We start from the raw sequence: 19,450 nt of genomic DNA, 5'->3' as shown, positions 1-19,450 counted from the left end.
TTTTCTATTATTCACTCTTTTCCCAATTCATAGATCTCTTAACAGCTTCATGCCATCCTTCTAACAATTCTTCTCTTCTTTCTTTAATCATATCTGGTTCGAAAGTTTTAGAAATTGCCCAGTTTTGAGCTACATCTTTTTTATCTTTCCAATATCCCACTGCAAGTCCTGCAAGGTATGCAGCTCCCAATGCAGTTGTTTCAATTACTTCTGGTCTTTGAACAGGTACTCCTAATATATCTGCTTGGAATTGCATTAAGAAGTCATTTGCACTTGCTCCTCCGTCTACTCTAAGAGCTTTTAAGTCTATTCCTGAATCTTCTCTCATTGCATTTAAAACATCATAAGTTTGATATGCTAAGGATTCAAGTGTTGCTCTTATAAAGTGTTCCTTTGTAGCTCCTCTTGTAAGTCCTACTATAGCGCCTCTTGCATAAGGATCCCAGTAAGGTGCTCCAAGACCTACAAAGGCTGGTACCATATATACTCCATTTGTGTCTTCTACTGCTGTAGCATATCTTTCTGATTCTGGAGAATCTTTAAGCATTCTAAGTTCATCTCTTAACCACTGTATAGCAGCTCCACCTATGAATATGCTACCTTCTAAAGCATATTCAACTTTATCATCAATGCCAAAAGCTATAGTTGTTAATAGTCCATTTTCTGACTTAACAGCTTTTTCTCCTGTATTCATAAGTAAGAAGCATCCTGTTCCATAAGTACTTTTAGCTGTTCCTTCTTGATGACACATTTGTCCAAATAAAGCTGCTTGTTGGTCTCCTGCAACTCCTGCTATTGGAATTGATGATCCAAATAGAGTTGAATTGGTTTCTCCATAAACATAGCTTGATGGCTTAACTTCTGGAAGCATTGATTTTGGAATATCTAAAGCTTCTAATAGTTCATCATCCCATTTTAGTTCATGTATATTATATATCATAGTTCTCGATGCATTTGAATAATCTGTTACATGTACTTTTCCCTTTGTAAGATTCCAAATTAACCAAGTATCTACTGTACCAAATATTAAGTTTCCTTTTTCTGCCTCTTCTCTTGCTCCTGCAACATTGTCTAATATCCATTTTATTTTTGTTCCTGAGAAATAAGCATCTAATACAAGACCTGTTTTATTTCTAATTGTTTCTGTTAAACCTTTTTCCTTTAATTCATCACATATTTGTGCAGTTCTTCTACATTGCCATACTATAGCATTGTACACAGGTAGTCCTGTTCTCTTATCCCATACTATGGTAGTTTCTCTTTGGTTTGTAATTCCTATACTTGCTATTTCACTAGCCTCTATATTTGCTTTTGCCATTGCTTCTGTAGCTACACTGAATTGAGTTGCCCATATTTCCATTGGATCATGTTCTACCCATCCACCTTTAGGATATATCTGTTTAAATTCTCTTTGAGCTACACTTACAATAAGTCCTCTCTCATTAAATATTATACATCTTGAACTAGTTGTTCCTTGGTCTAAAGCCATTACATACTTTGCCATAGTACAATTCCCCCTACTTTTATTTTATTTTGGTTGACAAGGTTTACAAAAGGTATATAAAAAAAGCCACACTTAAGAAGGCTCTATATTGAGCATTCTTAAAATATGGCTCTCTTTCTCTCCGCCTTTTTATTATTTTTTACTGTTTAAATATATTATATTATAATTTATACAAATTATCAATATTTTCTATAAATTCCACAAATCCGTTGTACTTGTCGATACTGCAATAGCTCCTGAAGATAAACAATCCATAACATCTTTTTTACTTCTGATTAATCCTCCTGCTATTATAGGTGTCTTTAGTTTTTTATCTAAGTCTTCTGTTTCACCTATAGCTTTCATGGCAATTCCTGGCATAACTTCTATGGCATGTGGTGATATCTCATGTATGCTTTTTACACCAGTCTTTAAAAATAAGGAATCTACTACAAAAACCCTTTGAATTGTATAAAAACCTAAATGTTTACCATGTTTTATACAACTTATTTTAGTAGTAATTATACCTGCTGGGTTCCCATATTTTTTTATATATTCTAAGCCTTGGCTATCTCCTTTTAATCCTTCTATTAAATCTATGTGTACAAACACAATCTTATTCTTTTCTTTAATTTTATTACATATATATCCTATATTTATAATATTTCCATATAAAACAAATATTATTTCAGCTTCACTTACTATGGCAGCTTCTAAGTCATCATCATTTCTTATAGCTGCTATTATAGGATTTTCTATAAGCATCTTCTCTATATTTTCCATAAAATACCCCTTAAGCTTTTTTCCCTAGTTTCATTATCTCAATTTCTTTTATTATTTCTTCTATATCTTTATCTATACTTATTTCTACTGCTGCGGTTATAGCCCCTTCAACTAAAGCAGTGTCTACAATTTTTACTTTACCTTTTCTCTCTTCAGGTAAAAATTCCAAAGCCATTTCTGCATTCATAAGAGCACTTCCTAAATCAAATAGTATAATAACTCCTTCATCTGAATACACTTTATCAATGGCTTCTAGTATTAAATCTATATCTGTTCCTATTCTTCCATCTTTTGTTCCTCCTGCTGATGCTATGGGAACATCTGGGGCCATTTGTAGGGATAATTCTCTAACTCCTTTAGCTACTTTATTACTGTGAGATACTATTACCATTCCTACCATATATATTCCCTCCTATATTCATTAGTTTTCACTTTCCACATACATATTTGTATATTTCATTTAAAATTAAATAGCTTGATGTAGCACCAGGATCTTGATGTCCTATACTTCTTTCCCCTAAGTAACTAGCCCTTCCTTTTCTTGCAATTATATCTTTAGTATAGTTTACACCTTTTAAGGCTTCATCCTTCATATTTTCCAATATCTTCTTTTCATCTAATCCTTCTTTTATTCCATTTTTTACAACTTCTAAAGAAGGAGCTATTGCATCTATCATGGTCTTATCTCCTCTTTGAGCTTTTCCTCTAGCTTTAACTCCTTCAAGGGAAGTTTCTAATATTTTTTCAAGATCCTCTATATTAAGTTCTTCCTTCCCTGCTACTGCACTACCTGCTTTCATAAATACAGTGCCATATAAAGGTCCAGAAGCTCCTCCCACATTTGATATTAGCGCCATTGCTGTGTTTTTAAATATATCCTGTATGGTGTTTATAGGTGTACTTTCTAATTTATCAATTACTGCCCTAAAACCTTTATTCATGTTTATTCCATGATCACCATCTCCAATGGCTAAATCTAGTTCCGTTAAAAACTCCTTATTTTCTTCCATAACTTTACCTATATTTTTAATTAATTCTTCTACATCTTTTAATTTTAGCGCCATTATAAAACCTCCTATATTATAACACTTTCATAGCTGGAGTGTCCGCATTAGCATCTAATAATTCTTTTAGCTCTCCATCTAATTTTAATAAAGTTACTGAGCAACCTGCCATTTCAAGGGATGTCATATATTCTCCTACAAAAGTTTCATATACTTTTATACCCTTATCCTCTAACATTTGATGTACTTTCTTATTTACAATAAATAATTCCATTAAAGGTGTAGAACCTAATCCATTTACCATAATTGCTACTTCCTCACCTTTATCTATTTTTATATCATCTAAAATTTTATTCACTAGGTGTTCTGTAATTTCATCTGCGGATTTTAATTCTTCCCTATGAGTTCCTGGTTCTCCATGGATACCTATTCCTATTTCCATTTCATTTTCTTCTAAGGTAAAGCTAGGCTTTGCTGCCGCTGGTACAGTGCAGGGTGTAAGCGCCACTCCCATGCTTTTTACATTTGAAATAACCTTTTCTGCTACAGATTTTACTTCTTCTAATGAAGCACCTTTCTCCGCTTTAGCCCCCGCTATCTTATGAATAAAAATAGTACCTGCAATTCCCCTTCTACCAGTGGTATAAGTACTATCCTCTACAGCTACATCATCATTTACTACAACAGCTTCTACTTGTATTCCTTCCATTTCTGCCATATCCTTTGCCATTTCAAAATTCATTACGTCTCCGCTATAGTTTTTTATAACTAATAATACGCCACGTCCGCCATCTACTGCTTTTACAGCTTCAAAAACCTGATCTGGTGTTGGTGATGTAAATACCGCACCTGCTACTGCAGCATCTAGCATTCCCTTTCCTACATATCCACCATGAGCAGGTTCGTGACCACTTCCTCCACCACTTACAAGTGCTACTTTATCTTTTATTGGAGCATCTTTTCTTACTATTATATTTCCAGCATCTAATTTTCTAATTTTATTAGGATAGGCCTTTATCATACCTTCTAGCATATCCTCTACAGCATAATCTACGTTATTTATAATTTTTTTCATACTTAAACATACCCCTTTCTTTAGTATATCCTCTAAACCCTTAAATTTATTATATAACATATTATAAAGTTTTAGAATAGTATATCAATAAAAGAACACTATATTTTCTTAATATTCTAAAATATTTAAGTATAAATTTATTATGTACTTTTATCTCATAAAAAATAACATATAATTTAATAAATATTATATATTTGCAAATACTTATTAATGTTGAAATATTTTTAATTATACGTATATTAAAAAACACCTTATATATTTTCTTAATTTGTTATATAATCTTTTATCGTACTAAAAAAATAATTATATTAGAAAAACCTTGTTAATATGGCGAGAGGGGGTACTTAAATGAATATTAATTTAATTGGTGTTCCATTATTCTATGGTTCCGATATTGAAGGAGTAGAATTTGGTCCTAAAAAATTAAGAGAAAAAAATATAGTAGAGGTTTTAAGTAAATATCATAGGGTATACGATTTTGGTGATTTATATGTTCCGGAGGAAAACTCACTAAATAAATATTCCTATCATCCAAAAATGAAATATTTAAAACCAATAATTCAGGTAAATACCAATTTAGCTCAGGAGGTATATGCTTCTCTTAGTTCTAAAAGTTTCCCTCTTATATTAGGCGGAGATCATTCATTAGCCCTTGGAAGTATTTCTGGTGTTAGTAAATACTATAAAAATTTTGCAGTAATATGGGTAGATGCTCATGGAGATATAAACTCTTACTTAACTACTCATACTGGAAATGTGCATGGTATGCCTCTTGCAGCTGCCATGGGTGTTGGATATAATGACCTAACAAATCTTTATTTCCACGGTACCAAAGTTAAACCAGAAAATGTATTTATAATAGGTGCTAGAGATTTAGATGAGGGTGAATGTGAACTAATAGAAGAGAAAAATTTAAATGTATATTCCACTGAGGACATTAAATATAAAGGTATCTCCTATGTACTGGAAGATATTCTTTCTAAATTGGATGCTCAGGGGATTGATGCTATACATTTAAGTTTTGATATAGATTGTATAGATCCAGACTTTGTTCCTGGTACAGGTACACCTGTAAAAGATGGACTTTCTACAGGTGAGGCTAAAACCTTATTAAAATCCTTATGTGAAAGTAGATTAATTAAATCTATGGATTTTGTTGAATTAAATCCTAGATTGGATAAAGATGATAGTACATCTAATCTATGTATTGAACTGCTAGACTGGTGTTTTAAGTATATCAAATAAAAATTTTGTAAAGGAAAACTTTTATTTAATGAATAACTAACAATGAATAATTATGGATAACTTTTCTCCATAATTGTTCATTGTTAATTAAATACTAATAACCTTGTTTTTCCCATTTCTTTTAGCTAAATACAAAGCCTCATCTGCTCTTTGTATAATGTCTTCTAAACTTTCATCTTGATCCTTTAAATCAGTAACCCCTATACTTACAGTTATTTTGATATTTCTTTTAATATTTCTTATAGGCTTCTCTATTACTTCTTTACTTATTTCCTTTCTTAACTCATTCATTAGTTCCATAACTTCTTTTTTATCTTTCCCGGTAACAATGAATATAAATTCTTCTCCTCCTAATCTGCCAAAATTACATTTTCCTTTTAGATTATCTACGCATATTTGAGATATAACTAGTAGAGCCTTATCCCCCAAAGCATGTCCATAAGTATCATTTATCTCTTTAAAATCATCTACATCCATCATTGCTACAAAATATGGAGATCTACATATTTTAGCTTTTATTATTAAACCATTTCCTAATTGCATAATTTTTCTTCTATTATACATACCCGTTAATGAATCTAAGTAAGACATTTTATGTAATTCCATACTAAGTTCTTTTAACTCTTTATTTAGATCTCTTATTTCTTCTTCTGCCTTTTTTTGACTTGTTATATCTACTATAATGCCATCCCATATTTTTTCTTTATTATTTTTTTCTAAGGTTAAATTACATTGAATCCACTTAACCTGTTCTTCCATTGTAATCCTTGTCACAGCTTGGAAATTATTTTCACTATTTATTAATTCTCTAATAAATATTTCATAATTTACCAAATCCTCATAATATATTCTTCCAAATATTAAAGATGAATTTCCTATAATTTCTTCTGAAGAAATTCCAAGTATTTTTTCACAAGAGGAACTTATATATTTAATTTTTATTTCTTTACACTCTTCTACTTTAATCCTAATTATAGTTGCAGGTATATTTGATAATATGCTTCTATACTGTTTTATTAAATCATCGTTAAATTTCTTTCCTACTCGTAATTTCCTAACATAGAAAAAGAAACAAATCAAAGATGATATACAGATTATAAACAAATAGCAAAACTTAAGATACATTTTTATTTCTCCTTAGATTTTCGGATATATTATAATATAAAGTATTTTTCTATTTTTTATTCTATATATATGTCTTTGAAAAATCAATAAAAACCTATGAAAACATCATAGGTTTTTATGTTTTATTTAATATAAATGCTTTTTATTCCATCTACTCCTTTATCTGCATTTAATATGCTATTTCCCTTACCCGCTCTGTTTTGAGATATAATATCTTTTAATTTTATTTCTTCATCTTTACCTTCTTTAAAAGTTAAAACTATACTTTTATAAATCTCTGTATTTATAAATCCATATAACACTTTATCTTCTTTCTTTAGATTTATTCCCATAACTCCTGAAGCTATTTTTCCAACTGGATTAATAGAGTTTTTAGAAAATCTTATACACATTCCCTTTTCACTTATTATTATTATGTCCTTTTCTTCATGTGCTTTGCCAAAATCTACAGTTATTATTTCATCTTCTTTATGTCTAAATTTATATCCTATGGTTATAAAATAATCTCCTTGAAATTCTTTTAACAAAGTTTTTTTAACTAATCCAAACTTTGTTAAATAATAGATCTCTAAATCTTCATCATTATAATCAAATGGTAATACATTTATTATTTCATTTTTTTGTTCGTACTTTTCCAATAAATCAAATATGTTTATAGCTTTTCCTTCTAAATTCTGAAGCATATTGCAGTTTATTTTAATTACTTCCCCATTTTTCAAAAATATTAATAGTTTTTTATTACTGTCCACTTCTAAATTTATAGAACTTTTATTTTTTCTATTACCTTTTATTATGCTACCATTTTTATTTACATTTAAAGAAAATATAGCTAATTCATTTTTATCTTCAAATTGTGATTTTATTACTTTATCCTTATATCCTATGCTACAGAATATGTTTGATAATATATTTCTATCCTCTTCATTTATAGTTGGTTCTTCTATAGTAAAATCCAACCCCATTTTAGTGGATAATTTTAAAAACTTTTCTTCTCGATTCTTATCCATAAGTTTTACATCTATTACTTCTTCATCTTCCCTTAATTTTAATGCCATAAGCTTTGAATAGTTTGTTTCAAATTTATCTAAAGAAGTCTTTTTAATTCCTCCTCTAGAAGTTATAAAAATAAAATCATTTTGTGTAGTAAACTTTGAAACCACATATATATCTATTATTTCTTCTTCATTTAAATCTATAGTTTTTATTGTTTCATCTAATCTTATTCCTCTATCTTTCCAACGCTTTTCTGGAATATTTATAACTTTAGTGCTATACATATTACCTTTATTTGTAAAGATTAATACATTATCCTTTGTGGACCCTTCTAATAAAAACTTATTATAATCCCCTTCTCTATACTCAATATCTTCTATGTCTGAATTAGATCTATTATAAGACTTTACAGAAACTCTTTTACAAAATCCTTCTTTGGATATAGTTATAACAGTTTCTTCATCTATTATTAAATCTTCTATATCTATTTTTGCCTTTTCATCATCCTTTATGATTAAGGTTTTTCTTTTATCTCCATACTTTTCCCTTACCTCTTCTAGCTCAAATTTAATAACTTTTAAAAGTTCTTCTTCATGCTGAAGTATTTTTTTCAATGCTTTTATTTTCTTTTCAAGTTCCTTATGCTCTTTTTTAAAGGAAGTTACTTCAAGTCCTGTTAATCTATATAACATAAGCTCTAATATAGCTTCTGATTGTACTTTAGTGAAATTAAATTTATCTATTAAATTCTTAGAAGCTTCTTTTTTAGACTTAGATGCTCTTATAGTTTTTATTATTTCGTCCATGATATCAATAGCTTTGATAAATCCTTCTACTATGTGAAATCTATTTTCTGCAATTTCTAATTCTTTTTCACTTCTTCTTCTAACCACCTCTTTTTGATGTTCCACATAGTGATATATCATAGTTTTTAATCCCATAACTTCAGGCTTTCCATTAGCCAGAGCTACCATATTAAAGGAAATATTTATTTGCATATCTGTATTTTTATATAAATATTTTAATGTTTTTTCTACTATTTCTCTATCTGTTGATCTTTTAAATTCAATTACAGCCCTTATACCATTCCTATCTGATTCATCTCTTATGTCGCTTATATATTCTAAGGCCCTACTATGTCTTTTTTCCCCAGTCATTTCAGATATATTTTGTAAAAGCTTACTTTTATTTTTTCTATAAGGAAATTCCGTAATTACAATTCCAAATCTCCCTTTTTCAATTTCTTCTATCTGGGTTTTCGCTCTGAGAGATACCTTTCCTATTCCGTTTTCATAAGCTTTAAGTAAAGAGTTTTTTCCTATGAGTATTCCCCCTGTAGGTAAATCTGGTCCCTTTATATATTTCATAAGTTCTTTAGTATCTATTTCATTATTATCTATATATGCTAAGGTTCCATCTATGACTTCAACTAAATTATGGGGTGGTATGTTAGTAGCTAATCCTACTGCTATACCAAAGGCACCATTAACAAGTAAATTAGGGTATCTACTAGGTAATACTTCTGGTTCTTTTTCTGTGGATGAATAGTTATCCTCCATATTTACTACATCTTTATCAATATCTCTTAAAAGTTCTAGTGCCATAGGAGTTAGTCTTGCTTCTGTATAACGCATCGCCGCTGCACTATCTCCATCTATGCTTCCCCAGTTTCCATGACCATCTATAAGTGGCATTCTAGTTGTAAAATCCTGAGCTAAAATTACCATGGCATCATATACTGATGTATCCCCATGAGGATGATATTTACCTAATATATCCCCTACAATCCTTGCTGATTTATAATAAGGTTTATCTGGGAAGGCTGCTAGTTTATAAGCTCCATATAATATCCTTCTATGTACAGGCTTTAATCCATCTCTTACATCAGGTAAAGCCCTATCTTTTGCAACCTCTGCTGCATAAGGAAGGTAATTTTCTGGCATAGCCTCTTCTATAGGCATTTCTATTATATTATTATCTTTTGGTATTTCAAGCTTTTTTTTAGTCATGAAAACACTCCTTTAAAATTTACAATATTTATATATATATTTCTTTCTAGGTTCTACTACATCGCCCATTAATAGTGATACCATTTTTTCTGCCTTGGCTGCATCATCTATGGTGATTTTATGTAGAATTCTACTTTCTGGATTAAGAGTGGTTTCCCAAAGTTGATCTGGATTCATTTCTCCGAGTCCTTTATACCTTTGCACATTTGTACCCTTTCCTAATTCCTTTTTAATTTTTTCTAAATCATCATCATTGTAGGCATATTTAGATATTTCTTTTCCTTTTAAGTTTTTATATACTCTATAAAGGGGAGGCATAGCCACATATAAATGTCCGTTAGTTATTAGTTGTTTCATATATCTATATATATATGTCATCCATAAAGTTCTAATATGAAAGCCATCTACATCTGCATCTGACATTATTATTATTTTATGGTATTTTAAATCTTCTTCTCTATAGTTTTCTAATACACCTGTACCTATAGCGGTATTAAATATCTTTAATTCTTCACTTCCTATAACATTCTCTATTTTTTGTTTTTCTGTATTCATAATCTTTCCCTTAGAAGGCATTATAGTTTGGAACTTTCTATCCCTTGCTTGTTTTGCTGATCCTCCAGCTGAATCTCCTTCCACCACTATAAATTCACATAGTTTTGGGTTTCTTAGGGTACATACAGCTACCTTACCTGCTAAGGGTGCTGTACCTTTTCCCACTTTTTTTCTTTCTGCTTCATTTATTTTTTTTATTTTTTCCCTTCGCGTAGCTACTTCTAATGCATTATTCATAATTAAAGTAGCTGTTTCTTTATTATCTTCAATCCATTCACAAAGTTTGGTATAGGTTAATTCATTCATTAAAGTATAGGCTTCATTATTTCCCAATTTTGTTTTAGTTTGACCCTCAAATATAGGATTATTTATTTTAACCTTTACAATTGCAGTCATTCCTTCTCTTAAGTCATCACCTTCGAAGTCTTTATCCTTATCCTTTATTAGATTTAATTTTTTAGCCCATTCTTTAAAGGCTCTGGTCATTCCCATTTTAAATCCTGTTTCATGAGTTCCAGATTCTGTTGTAGGTATATTGTTTACATAGCCCGCTATATTTTCTGTAGTAGAATCTGTAAACTGTATGCACACTTCTCCATGAATTCTTATACCTTTTATTTCCCTTTCCCCTTCAAATAATATGGGTGGGTTGTGTATTATCGTTTTACTTTCATTTAAATAATCTATAAAATCTAAAAGTCCTCTTTTTGAATGATATTCTTTTTCTACAGTTTCTTCTCCTCTATTATCAATGAATTTTAAAGTTATTCCTTGATTTTGAAAAGCCAGTTCTTGAAGTCTTTCATCTATAATTTCAAATTTAAAATCTGTAGTAGAAAACACATCATCATCCGGTAAAAAACTTATCTTAGTACCTGTAGACTTAGATTTTCCTACTATTTCAACCTGTCCTATAGGCATTCCTGGCATATTTTTTTTAAGTTTTTTATCATATGCATATTCAAATCTTTGTTTGTATATGTTTCCATTTTGGCTTACTTCAACTTCTAACCACTTAGACAGAGCATTAACCACAGAAGCTCCTACACCATGAAGTCCTCCTGAGGTTTTATAAACAGAATTATTAAATTTACTTCCAGTATGAAGTTCTGTAAATACCATCTCTATTCCAGATTTTTTCTTTATAGGATGTATTCCTGTAGGTATTCCTCTTCCATTATCCATTATAGTAACACTTTTATCTTTATTTAATATTATGGTAGCAGTATCTCCATAACCATTAGAAATTTCATCTATAGAGTTATCCAGGATCTCCCAAACACAATGATGAAGACCTTTTGCACCTGTAGAACCTATATACATACCTGGTCGTACTCTTACAGGTTCTAATTTTTCAAGGGAGGTAAGAGTGCTTACATCATAGTTGAAATCCTTATAGCTTTTATGTTCCATATTTCTCCTCCTCTAAAAAAGTTATTCATAAATTAAAATTATATCAGAACTTGGTAGTAAAAACAAATGTTCCCCCTTAAAAAGTGCTATGCACTTTTTTGGTGAATAACTAACACTGAATAATGAACAATTAAAGAAGCTATTCTTCCTTTCGTCAGAATAGCTTTAATTTTATAAATTAGCTTTTTTAAAAAATATGCCTGATACAAGAGTTGAAATTATAATTATTATAAAGGGTATTATAAATTTAGGCGAATTAGGATTAAATATATTTTGTCCCATAATGGAGTAACATAATGTTTCTGGAACCACTCCTAAAAGTGATGCATATATAAAATCTTTGTATTTGATTTTTGTAAGACCACAAGCATAACTTAGTGGGTCATAGGGCAATACTGGCGGAAGTCTCAATAGGAATAAAACTTTAAATCCATTTTTGCTTAAATTATTATTTAATTTTACTCCCTTTCCTCTAAGAAGCTTGTCTACAGTTTCTTTCCCTAAATTTCTTGCTATTAAAAAAGCTACAGTACCAGATAAAAAGAATCCAATCATATTAAGGGTAAAACCCTTAACTGATCCAAATATAGTTCCTCCCACTACTGAAAATACAGCAGCAGGTAAAAACATCATAAGTGGCTTTAATGTAAATATAATTAAAAAACAGATAAAAGCATATTTACCAAAACTCTTTATAGTAATACTGAGACTATCAACATTTATATCAAACAGGTTTATACCCATTTTTTTTGCCACAAAAAAAGATATTAACATTACTGATAATAACACTATTAATTTTATTAAAATATTTTTTTTCATAAGATTCCTCTCCAAAACACAGTAATTTGCCTAACTAAAATTTTATCATATTTTGCCTAGATAACAAGAAAAATCATTATTTTTAATATAAAGTTATGATTTCCTTAATAATTTATAAATTTAAAATTTAATAAATGGTAATATCTTTTCTAAATCTTTGTCTTTTTTTACATAAACTTCAATTTCTGGATTAAGTTTTAGAGCAGTTTCTATGTCTTTAATAGCTTTATCTATATAATTTTCATGGGTATAGTAGCAAGCTCTATTATAGTATAGATATGTCTCTTTTTTATTATATAGTATTCCTTCATTTAAAATATTTATACCCTCTTTATATCTTCCCTGCTCTTTATATAATTCTCCTAAATTCAAAAAACTATATCCATAATTTTTGTTGAACATTATAGATTTCTTATAATATTTAATTGCATCATCATATAGTGATAATTTTTTTAATATAACTCCCATATTAAAAAGAGCCTTATAGTTGTTTGGATTTATCTGTAATGCCTTTTCCATTTCCTTTAGAGCCAGTTTATTTTCGTTTATTTCTTCATAAATACAACCTAAATTAACGTGGCTCCAAAAATCAATAGGTTGTATTTCACAGGCCTTTTTGTAATACTTTATTGCCTCTTCTTTATTATTTAATTCATCATATAAATTCCCAGTAAAAAAATATGCTTTATGATAATATGGATTTAACTCTATGGCTTTCTTATAATTTTTTAAAGCTTTTTCATATTCTCCTTCTTCTTCATAAATTATAGCTAATCCATAATATGCTCTTTCTTCTTCATCTATTTTTAAGACTTCTTTATACTTTTCCTTTGCTAGATCTCCATTTCCTAATTCATCATATAATAATGCTATATGTAAAATTAATTCTATATCTTTTTTTCCTTCTTCTAATTCATAGGCTTTATTATATATATCTAAAGCTTTTATATAATTTCCTTTATTTTTAAAAGCTTCTGCAATATTTTTATAATTATTTAACTTATTATCATTATACATTAAATTATCTCCTATTTTTTAGTTACCAATATACCGCAAGCAATGAATATAGTGAACAACTATGGATATTTTTCTCCATTAGCATTACGAAAAATTTTGATTATATAAAATTCTGATGTTCAGCTTCGCTGAATAAACTATTTCATAAACAAACTAAAATAGCGATGTTTGGCTTGCCAAACGAGCCCACAAAATAAAATTAAAATTTTTCTAAATGCAACGAAGAAAAATATCCTTAATTATTCATTGTTCATTGTTAGTTATTCATTGAAATTAAGGTTCCTCTCTAAAAAAGCTTTAACTTCTTCTGCTGTTCCCATTTCCATAACTTTTGACACTATTTTTTTACAATCCTCATAGTTTAATTCTGTTATTAATTTTTTAGCTTTTAATACAGAGGATGCACTCATACTAAATTCATCTAATCCCATTCCAAGTAGTAACGGAATTAATTCTTTTTTTCCTGCCATTTCTCCACACATTCCTACAAATTTTCCTTCTTTATGTCCATTTACAATAACGTTATTTATAAGTCTTAATACTGCTGGATTAAAGAAATCATATAAATATGAAACTTTTTCATTCATTCTATCCACTGCTATAGTATATTGAATTAAATCATTTGTACCTATACTAAAAAAGTCTACTTCTTTAGCTAATACATCTGACATAATAGCTGCTGATGGAATTTCAACCATTATTCCTACTTTTATATTTTCATTAAAAGCTATACTTTCTTTTCTTAGTTCTTCTTTGCACTCTTCTAATATAGATTTTGCCTCTCTTAACTCTTGTAAATTTGCAATCATAGGAAACATAATTTTTAAATTCCCATAGTAAGAAGCTCTTAATAGTGCTCTTAATTGAGTTTTAAAGATATCCTTCCTATGTAAACATAATCTTATAGCCCTATAACCTAAGAAAGGATTCATCTCTTCATCTATTGTTAGATATGAAAGTTTCTTATCTCCACCTATATCTAAAGTTCTAATTATAACTGGTTTTTCCCCCATTTTTTCTAAAACTTCTTTATAGGCATTGTATTGAAACTCTTCTTCTGGAAGTTCACTACTTGCCATATATAAAAATTCTGTTCTAAATAAGCCTATTCCTTCTGCACCATTTTTTAGGGCATTTTCTGAATCTTCTATTGAACCTATATTTGAAGCAACTTCTACTTTTCTACCATCTAGAGTAATTACTTCAATATTTTTATATTTTCCTAATATTTTTTGTAATTTCTTTTCTTCTTCTATTTGCTTTTTATAAAGATTTATTTTTTCATCATCTGGATTAGTTATTATAAGTCCTTTGTTTCCATCTAATATAATAAGTTCTCCATTTTTTATTTCCTCTATTTCCTTTCCTACACCTAAAACTGAAGGTATTCCTATGGAACGAGCAATAATAGCTGAATGAGATGTTACCCCACCTATTTCTGTAGCAAATCCTAGTATTTTATTCTTATCTATTTGCGCTGTATCCGAAGGAGTTAGGTCATATCCTATTAATATGCTTTCTTCTTCTATTTCACTTATGGATATGCCTTCATTACCAGTTAATATCCTTAAAATTCTGTTAGTTACATCTTTAATATCTGCTACTCTTTCCCTCATATAATCATCTTCTATTTGTTCAAATATAGCTACTAATTCTTCTGATGTACTTTTTAGGGCATATTCTGCATTTATCTTCTGTTTTAATATTTTTTCTGATACCTGTCCTGTAAATTCCGGATCATCTAACATAAATAAATGAGCTTCAAATATTTTAGATTTTTCTTCTCCTAATTTTTCCTTGGCGTCCTTCATAATTTTAGAGAGCTGTTTCTTTCCCTTTTCTAAAGCAGTTATAAATCTTTGGTTTTCTTCTTCCCCATCCTTTATTGTTTCTTTTATTATCTCAACATCACCAATTTTTAATATAAAAGCCTTCCCAATAGCTATTCCATTTGAAGCACTAATTCCTTTCAACAAACTAACTCCTCCTTTTATTATTAAATTATATCCATAAATTATAAAAATATTTTTTTATTTTTATAGTAGTAAAAAAGCATGGGTCATAAAAGTATTCAATAATACTTTCTATAACTCATGCCTGATATAACTCAGTAACACGTATAATACATCTGATATTACATATCTTCTATATTTTCATATAACTTTTCTATATAGTAATGATTTTTAAGACCAACTGTTATCTCATCCCAATAATACATTCTTCTTTGAAGTTCTAATGCATATTCGTTATGTAATACTTTCTTTAGTTCTTCTTTAGATATTTCATCTTCTAATTCCAAAAGAGATAATACTATTCTGCCATATTCTTTGCATTTTTCCTCTAGGTCAAATCTTATAGAGTAGGTTAATCCTACTATAGTATATATTTCTTCATATATACTATAGTGTACTTTCTCATATAAAAGACTTTCAATTTCTTTTTTTAAATCATATAGATGATTCTTTGAATATACATATTCTTCACTTTTTTCATGGATAACTAATAATTTAAATTCCCTGTTAATTCCTCCTATGCCTTTTAAAAAATCTGAGGCTATTTCTACAGAGTCTTGTAGATATCCCTTACCTTTTATATCATCTAATAGAGAATAAAATTTATCTATAAATTCATTGAACAGAATTAAATTTGTGCCTATCTTATTTTCACTTCTAAAATTTTTTCTTCTTTCCATAATATTATATATTCTATTTATTTTTTCTGTAGAAAGCTCTTCATCTTTTTCATCTAATGAAAGAGTTAGTATATCCAGATATTTAATTAAATCTTTTTTTATTTTGTATACATTATCTTTATTTAATAAGCTTACTAAGCTTCTCATTTTATCCTCTATCATATTAAGCCCTCCACTAAATTTTGGTTGTTGTTTATTTAATTATATCATATAAAGACAATTTATAAATAAATTTTATGTATTTAGTAAAAAATATATGCATCGGAGGTGTATGTGGAATGAAAAAACTTTCTATATGGCATATATTAATTTTTATCTTAATATTTTTTTCCTTGGGCTTTTATATATTTTTACTTTATACTGTTAAAAATTTAAATGATAAAATATATCCAGGTGTCTCTGTTAATAATATAGATTTATCAGGTAAAACAAAAAAAGAAGCAGCTTCTATAATAGAAAAAAGTTTAACAAATAATATTAAGGGTGCTTTTAAATTAAAAAGTTCTAATAAAACTTATGTAGTTTCTTTTGAGGATTTAAATTTAAAGCATGATTTAAATTCAACAGTAGAAGAAGCCTTCTCCTATGGAAAAAATTTTTCATCCTTTAAGAAATTTTCTCTTTTAATGAATTCTAAACCTGTAAATATATCTTCTAAAGTATTATATAATAAAAATAAACTTCAAAATTCTATTTTCTCCATAGAAAAGGAGATAAATAAAAATGCCATAGATGCTAAAATCAATGGCATTACAAGTGGTGTATTATCTTTTACTCCCGGTGTTGAAGGTCATAGATTAAATAAGGAAGATCTCTTAGAGGAAATAAATGGAAATTTAAGCACTTTACAAAATCCAAATTCCATAGTAGAAATTAAACTAAAAGTAGATACTTATCCACCTAAAATTAATGATAAGAACCTTAGAAAGATAAATTCTTTAGTATCTTCTTTTTCCACAACCTATGAAAATTCATCTAAAGAAAGAAAAAATAATATTAAATTAGCTACAAATTCTATAGATGGAACTTTATTATTACCTGGAGATGTTTTTAGCTTTAATGAAGTTGTAGGTAATCCAACTACAGAAAAAGGATACAAAGAATCTAATATCATAGTAAACAATAAATTGGAAAAAGGTGTTGGTGGGGGACTTTGTCAGGTATCAACTACTTTATACAATTCTATAATAAGAAGTAATATAAAATCTTTAGAGAGAAAAAATCATTCTATAATACCCTCTTATGTAGAACCTGGATTGGATTCCACTGTAAGCTATGGAAATATAGATTATAAATTTAAAAATACTTTGACCTATCCTATTTATATAGAAGGTATTGCTAATAATGAGAAAGTAACTTTTAATATATACTCTAATTCTTCATTAAATAAAATAAAATACGATCTAATCAGTGAAGTCCATGACAAAATTCCTTTTAAAACAGTTTATGAAAAAGATGATAACTTACCTTTAAATTCAGAAAAAATTTCTCAGAATGGAAGCTTTGGTTGTAGGGTAAATGTATTCTTAGTAGCCTATGAAAATGGTAAAGAAATTTCTAAGGAACTTATTTATAAAGATATATATAACCCGGGAAATAAAATTGTGAAAAGAAAAAAGCTGTGACACAGCCTTTAAATAATGAACAATTTAGGTGGATTTTCTTCCGTTTTACTACAGAAAATGTTATATTTTATTTCGTAGGCTCGTTTGCTTCGCTGAACATCGCTTGTTTTAGTGAAGAATTAAGATTTTCTGATCTAAGGAAGAAAATCAACCATAGTTATTCATTATTAGTTGTTAGTTATTTCCACAAACCTTCTTTGTATGCCTTTAAAAGTTCTTCTATTTTACCCTTGCATCTAGTTCCATTACAACCACCAGATCCTGAACCAGTGATCTCGTTCACTTCTTCAATGGTTTTAGCACCCTTTCTTATAGCATCTTTTATTTTAGTTCTATTTATAGCTTTACAAATACAAACTTTAGTTAATTTATCTAACATTTTACTATCTAAATTCTGCTCCAAATTTATCACTCCTCATTTGTATTTTGTGAATTTTTTTCTTGTTGTATTCTTTTATTATCATATCTTTTTATAGCTTTATCTGCATATAGTTTTATAACTGCCATTATTGGCACCGCTAATATCATTCCTACAGGTCCATAAAGACCTCCTCCTAAAGTTACAGCAAATATTACTAAGAATGGTGTTAACCCAACCTTACCTCCTATTAATTTAGGATCTAAATACCAAGCATCAAATTGTTGTAGTAGAAATAAAAATATTAAAACTGCAAAGGCTTTAAATAAACTAAAAAATATATTTATTGTAAATGCCACTACCATTCCTATGAAAGGTCCAAAATAAGGTATCATATTTGTTACTCCTACAATTAATGCGATTAAAAGAGGATAAGGAGATTTTAATATGGTAAGACCAATAAAGGCTATCCCACCTATTATTGTAGAATCTAGAGCCTTAGTTCCTATATAAAGTCCTATCATATAATGTAAATTTTTAAAAAACTCTATTATCTTTGATCCATTCTTTTCATTAAAAGTTATAAATATAATCTTTTTACCTATGTTTATAAATTTTTCTTTATCATATAAAACGTATATGGATACTATAAATCCAAATATCCATTTTATAAATGAATTTGTAAAAGACCAAGTTTTTGATAAAAGTTTATCTAGAATTTGTACTACAAATTCACTGGTTTTACCTATTATAAAATCTGGTTTTAAATTATTCATTCCACTAGAATTTATAACTTCTTTTAAATTATGTTCTATAATAATTTTATTTAGGCATCGTTGTGCATCATTTGCAAATTGAGGAATACTCTTTACGATATCTATAATGTTGTATGTGATTTTAGGTAATAAATATATAATAAATATACTTATAAAGAATATTATAAACACATATGTAAACAGTATGCTTAGCTTTCTACTTAAAGAAAATTTTCTTTCTATGAATTTCATAAAAGGATTTAATATGTATGCAATAATAATTGCAAATATAAAAGGAGAAATTATAGTCATAATGTTCCCAAATATATCAAACCAAGTTTTATAATTATTTATTAATTTTATAATTATATAAATTAATATTACGGATATTATCAAATCAAAATGCTTTATTTTCCTTCTGTAATTTTTCAATCTATACAACCCTTTCTAGTTATTAAATTAGTTTTCTTAATTATAACACATTAAATAAAAATTTTGC

At 28.4% G+C, this 19,450-nt stretch carries 16 protein-coding genes; 2 read left to right on the top strand and 14 right to left on the bottom strand.

The window, feature by feature from the left end; translation table 11 throughout:
* Positions 1–7: 7 nt before the first annotated feature.
* The 5 genes from glpK to dhaK form a co-directional block, all read right to left on the bottom strand.
* The gene (glpK, locus tag B5D21_RS01120) at positions 8–1,504 is read right to left on the bottom strand and encodes a glycerol kinase GlpK (protein WP_011099949.1); all 1,497 of its coding nucleotides are present in this window, start codon (positions 1,502–1,504) and stop codon (positions 8–10) included.
* A gap of 189 nt (positions 1,505–1,693) precedes the next feature.
* Entirely contained in the window at positions 1,694–2,266 is a 573-nt protein-coding gene (locus B5D21_RS01115; protein WP_011099950.1) for a glycerol-3-phosphate responsive antiterminator, read from the bottom strand.
* Between the two features lie 10 nt (positions 2,267–2,276).
* Positions 2,277–2,666, bottom strand: coding sequence for a dihydroxyacetone kinase phosphoryl donor subunit DhaM (gene dhaM / locus B5D21_RS01110; RefSeq protein ID WP_011099951.1), 390 nt, complete (start codon positions 2,664–2,666; stop codon positions 2,277–2,279).
* A gap of 28 nt (positions 2,667–2,694) precedes the next feature.
* Positions 2,695–3,330, bottom strand: a complete 636-nt coding sequence (gene dhaL / locus B5D21_RS01105; protein WP_011099952.1) for a dihydroxyacetone kinase subunit DhaL — start codon at positions 3,328–3,330, stop codon at positions 2,695–2,697.
* A gap of 16 nt (positions 3,331–3,346) precedes the next feature.
* Entirely contained in the window at positions 3,347–4,345 is a 999-nt protein-coding gene (dhaK, locus tag B5D21_RS01100; protein ID WP_035109400.1) for a dihydroxyacetone kinase subunit DhaK, read from the bottom strand.
* A gap of 348 nt (positions 4,346–4,693) precedes the next feature.
* Here dhaK and rocF point away from each other — a divergent pair, with 348 nt between their 5' ends.
* Positions 4,694–5,590 carry an arginase gene (gene rocF, locus B5D21_RS01095; protein ID WP_011099954.1) on the top strand — a complete coding sequence of 299 codons (897 nt, stop codon included), beginning with the start codon at positions 4,694–4,696 and terminating at the stop codon, positions 5,588–5,590.
* 87 nt (positions 5,591–5,677) lie between these two features.
* Here the strand turns inward: rocF and B5D21_RS01090 are convergent, their stop codons facing one another.
* The 7 genes from B5D21_RS01090 to B5D21_RS01060 form a co-directional block, all read right to left on the bottom strand.
* Positions 5,678–6,715: a sensor domain-containing diguanylate cyclase gene (locus tag B5D21_RS01090; RefSeq protein WP_011099955.1), complete on the bottom strand. Its 1,038-nt coding sequence runs from the start codon at positions 6,713–6,715 to the stop codon at positions 5,678–5,680.
* A gap of 122 nt (positions 6,716–6,837) precedes the next feature.
* Positions 6,838–9,717, bottom strand: coding sequence for a DNA topoisomerase IV subunit A (locus B5D21_RS01085; RefSeq protein WP_011099956.1), 2,880 nt, complete (start codon positions 9,715–9,717; stop codon positions 6,838–6,840).
* Between the two features lie 12 nt (positions 9,718–9,729).
* A complete protein-coding gene (locus tag B5D21_RS01080) occupies positions 9,730–11,685 on the bottom strand; it encodes a DNA gyrase/topoisomerase IV subunit B (protein ID WP_011099957.1) in 1,956 nt (651 codons plus the stop codon).
* Between the two features lie 171 nt (positions 11,686–11,856).
* Positions 11,857–12,504 (bottom strand): TVP38/TMEM64 family protein, encoded by a 648-nt coding sequence (locus B5D21_RS01075; RefSeq protein ID WP_035109396.1) that lies wholly within the window; start codon positions 12,502–12,504, stop codon positions 11,857–11,859.
* A 120-nt stretch (positions 12,505–12,624) separates the two neighbouring features.
* Positions 12,625–13,521: a tetratricopeptide repeat protein gene (locus B5D21_RS01070; RefSeq protein WP_011099959.1), complete on the bottom strand. Its 897-nt coding sequence runs from the start codon at positions 13,519–13,521 to the stop codon at positions 12,625–12,627.
* Between the two features lie 260 nt (positions 13,522–13,781).
* Positions 13,782–15,497, bottom strand: a complete 1,716-nt coding sequence (ptsP, locus tag B5D21_RS01065; RefSeq protein WP_011099960.1) for a phosphoenolpyruvate--protein phosphotransferase — start codon at positions 15,495–15,497, stop codon at positions 13,782–13,784.
* 158 nt (positions 15,498–15,655) lie between these two features.
* Entirely contained in the window at positions 15,656–16,375 is a 720-nt protein-coding gene (locus B5D21_RS01060) for a hypothetical protein (protein ID WP_011099961.1), read from the bottom strand.
* 116 nt (positions 16,376–16,491) lie between these two features.
* Here B5D21_RS01060 and B5D21_RS01055 point away from each other — a divergent pair, with 116 nt between their 5' ends.
* Positions 16,492–17,838 carry a VanW family protein gene (locus tag B5D21_RS01055; RefSeq protein ID WP_052040334.1) on the top strand — a complete coding sequence of 449 codons (1,347 nt, stop codon included), beginning with the start codon at positions 16,492–16,494 and terminating at the stop codon, positions 17,836–17,838.
* 178 nt (positions 17,839–18,016) lie between these two features.
* Here B5D21_RS01055 and B5D21_RS01050 read toward each other — a convergent pair whose 3' ends face one another.
* Complete coding sequence (locus B5D21_RS01050) at positions 18,017–18,250, bottom strand: (2Fe-2S)-binding protein (RefSeq protein WP_396336532.1); 234 nt, start codon at positions 18,248–18,250, stop codon at positions 18,017–18,019.
* Positions 18,247–19,383: an AI-2E family transporter gene (locus tag B5D21_RS01045; RefSeq protein ID WP_035109387.1), complete on the bottom strand. Its 1,137-nt coding sequence runs from the start codon at positions 19,381–19,383 to the stop codon at positions 18,247–18,249. The genes B5D21_RS01050 and B5D21_RS01045 overlap by 4 nt, the downstream gene beginning before the upstream one ends.
* Between the last annotated feature and the right edge of the window lie 67 nt (positions 19,384–19,450).

Origin of the sequence: Clostridium tetani (genome assembly GCF_900167265.1) — a bacterium.
GTDB lineage: Bacteria > Bacillota > Clostridia > Clostridiales > Clostridiaceae > Clostridium_G > Clostridium_G tetani.
This window is presented reverse-complemented; position numbering and strand designations above follow the sequence as displayed.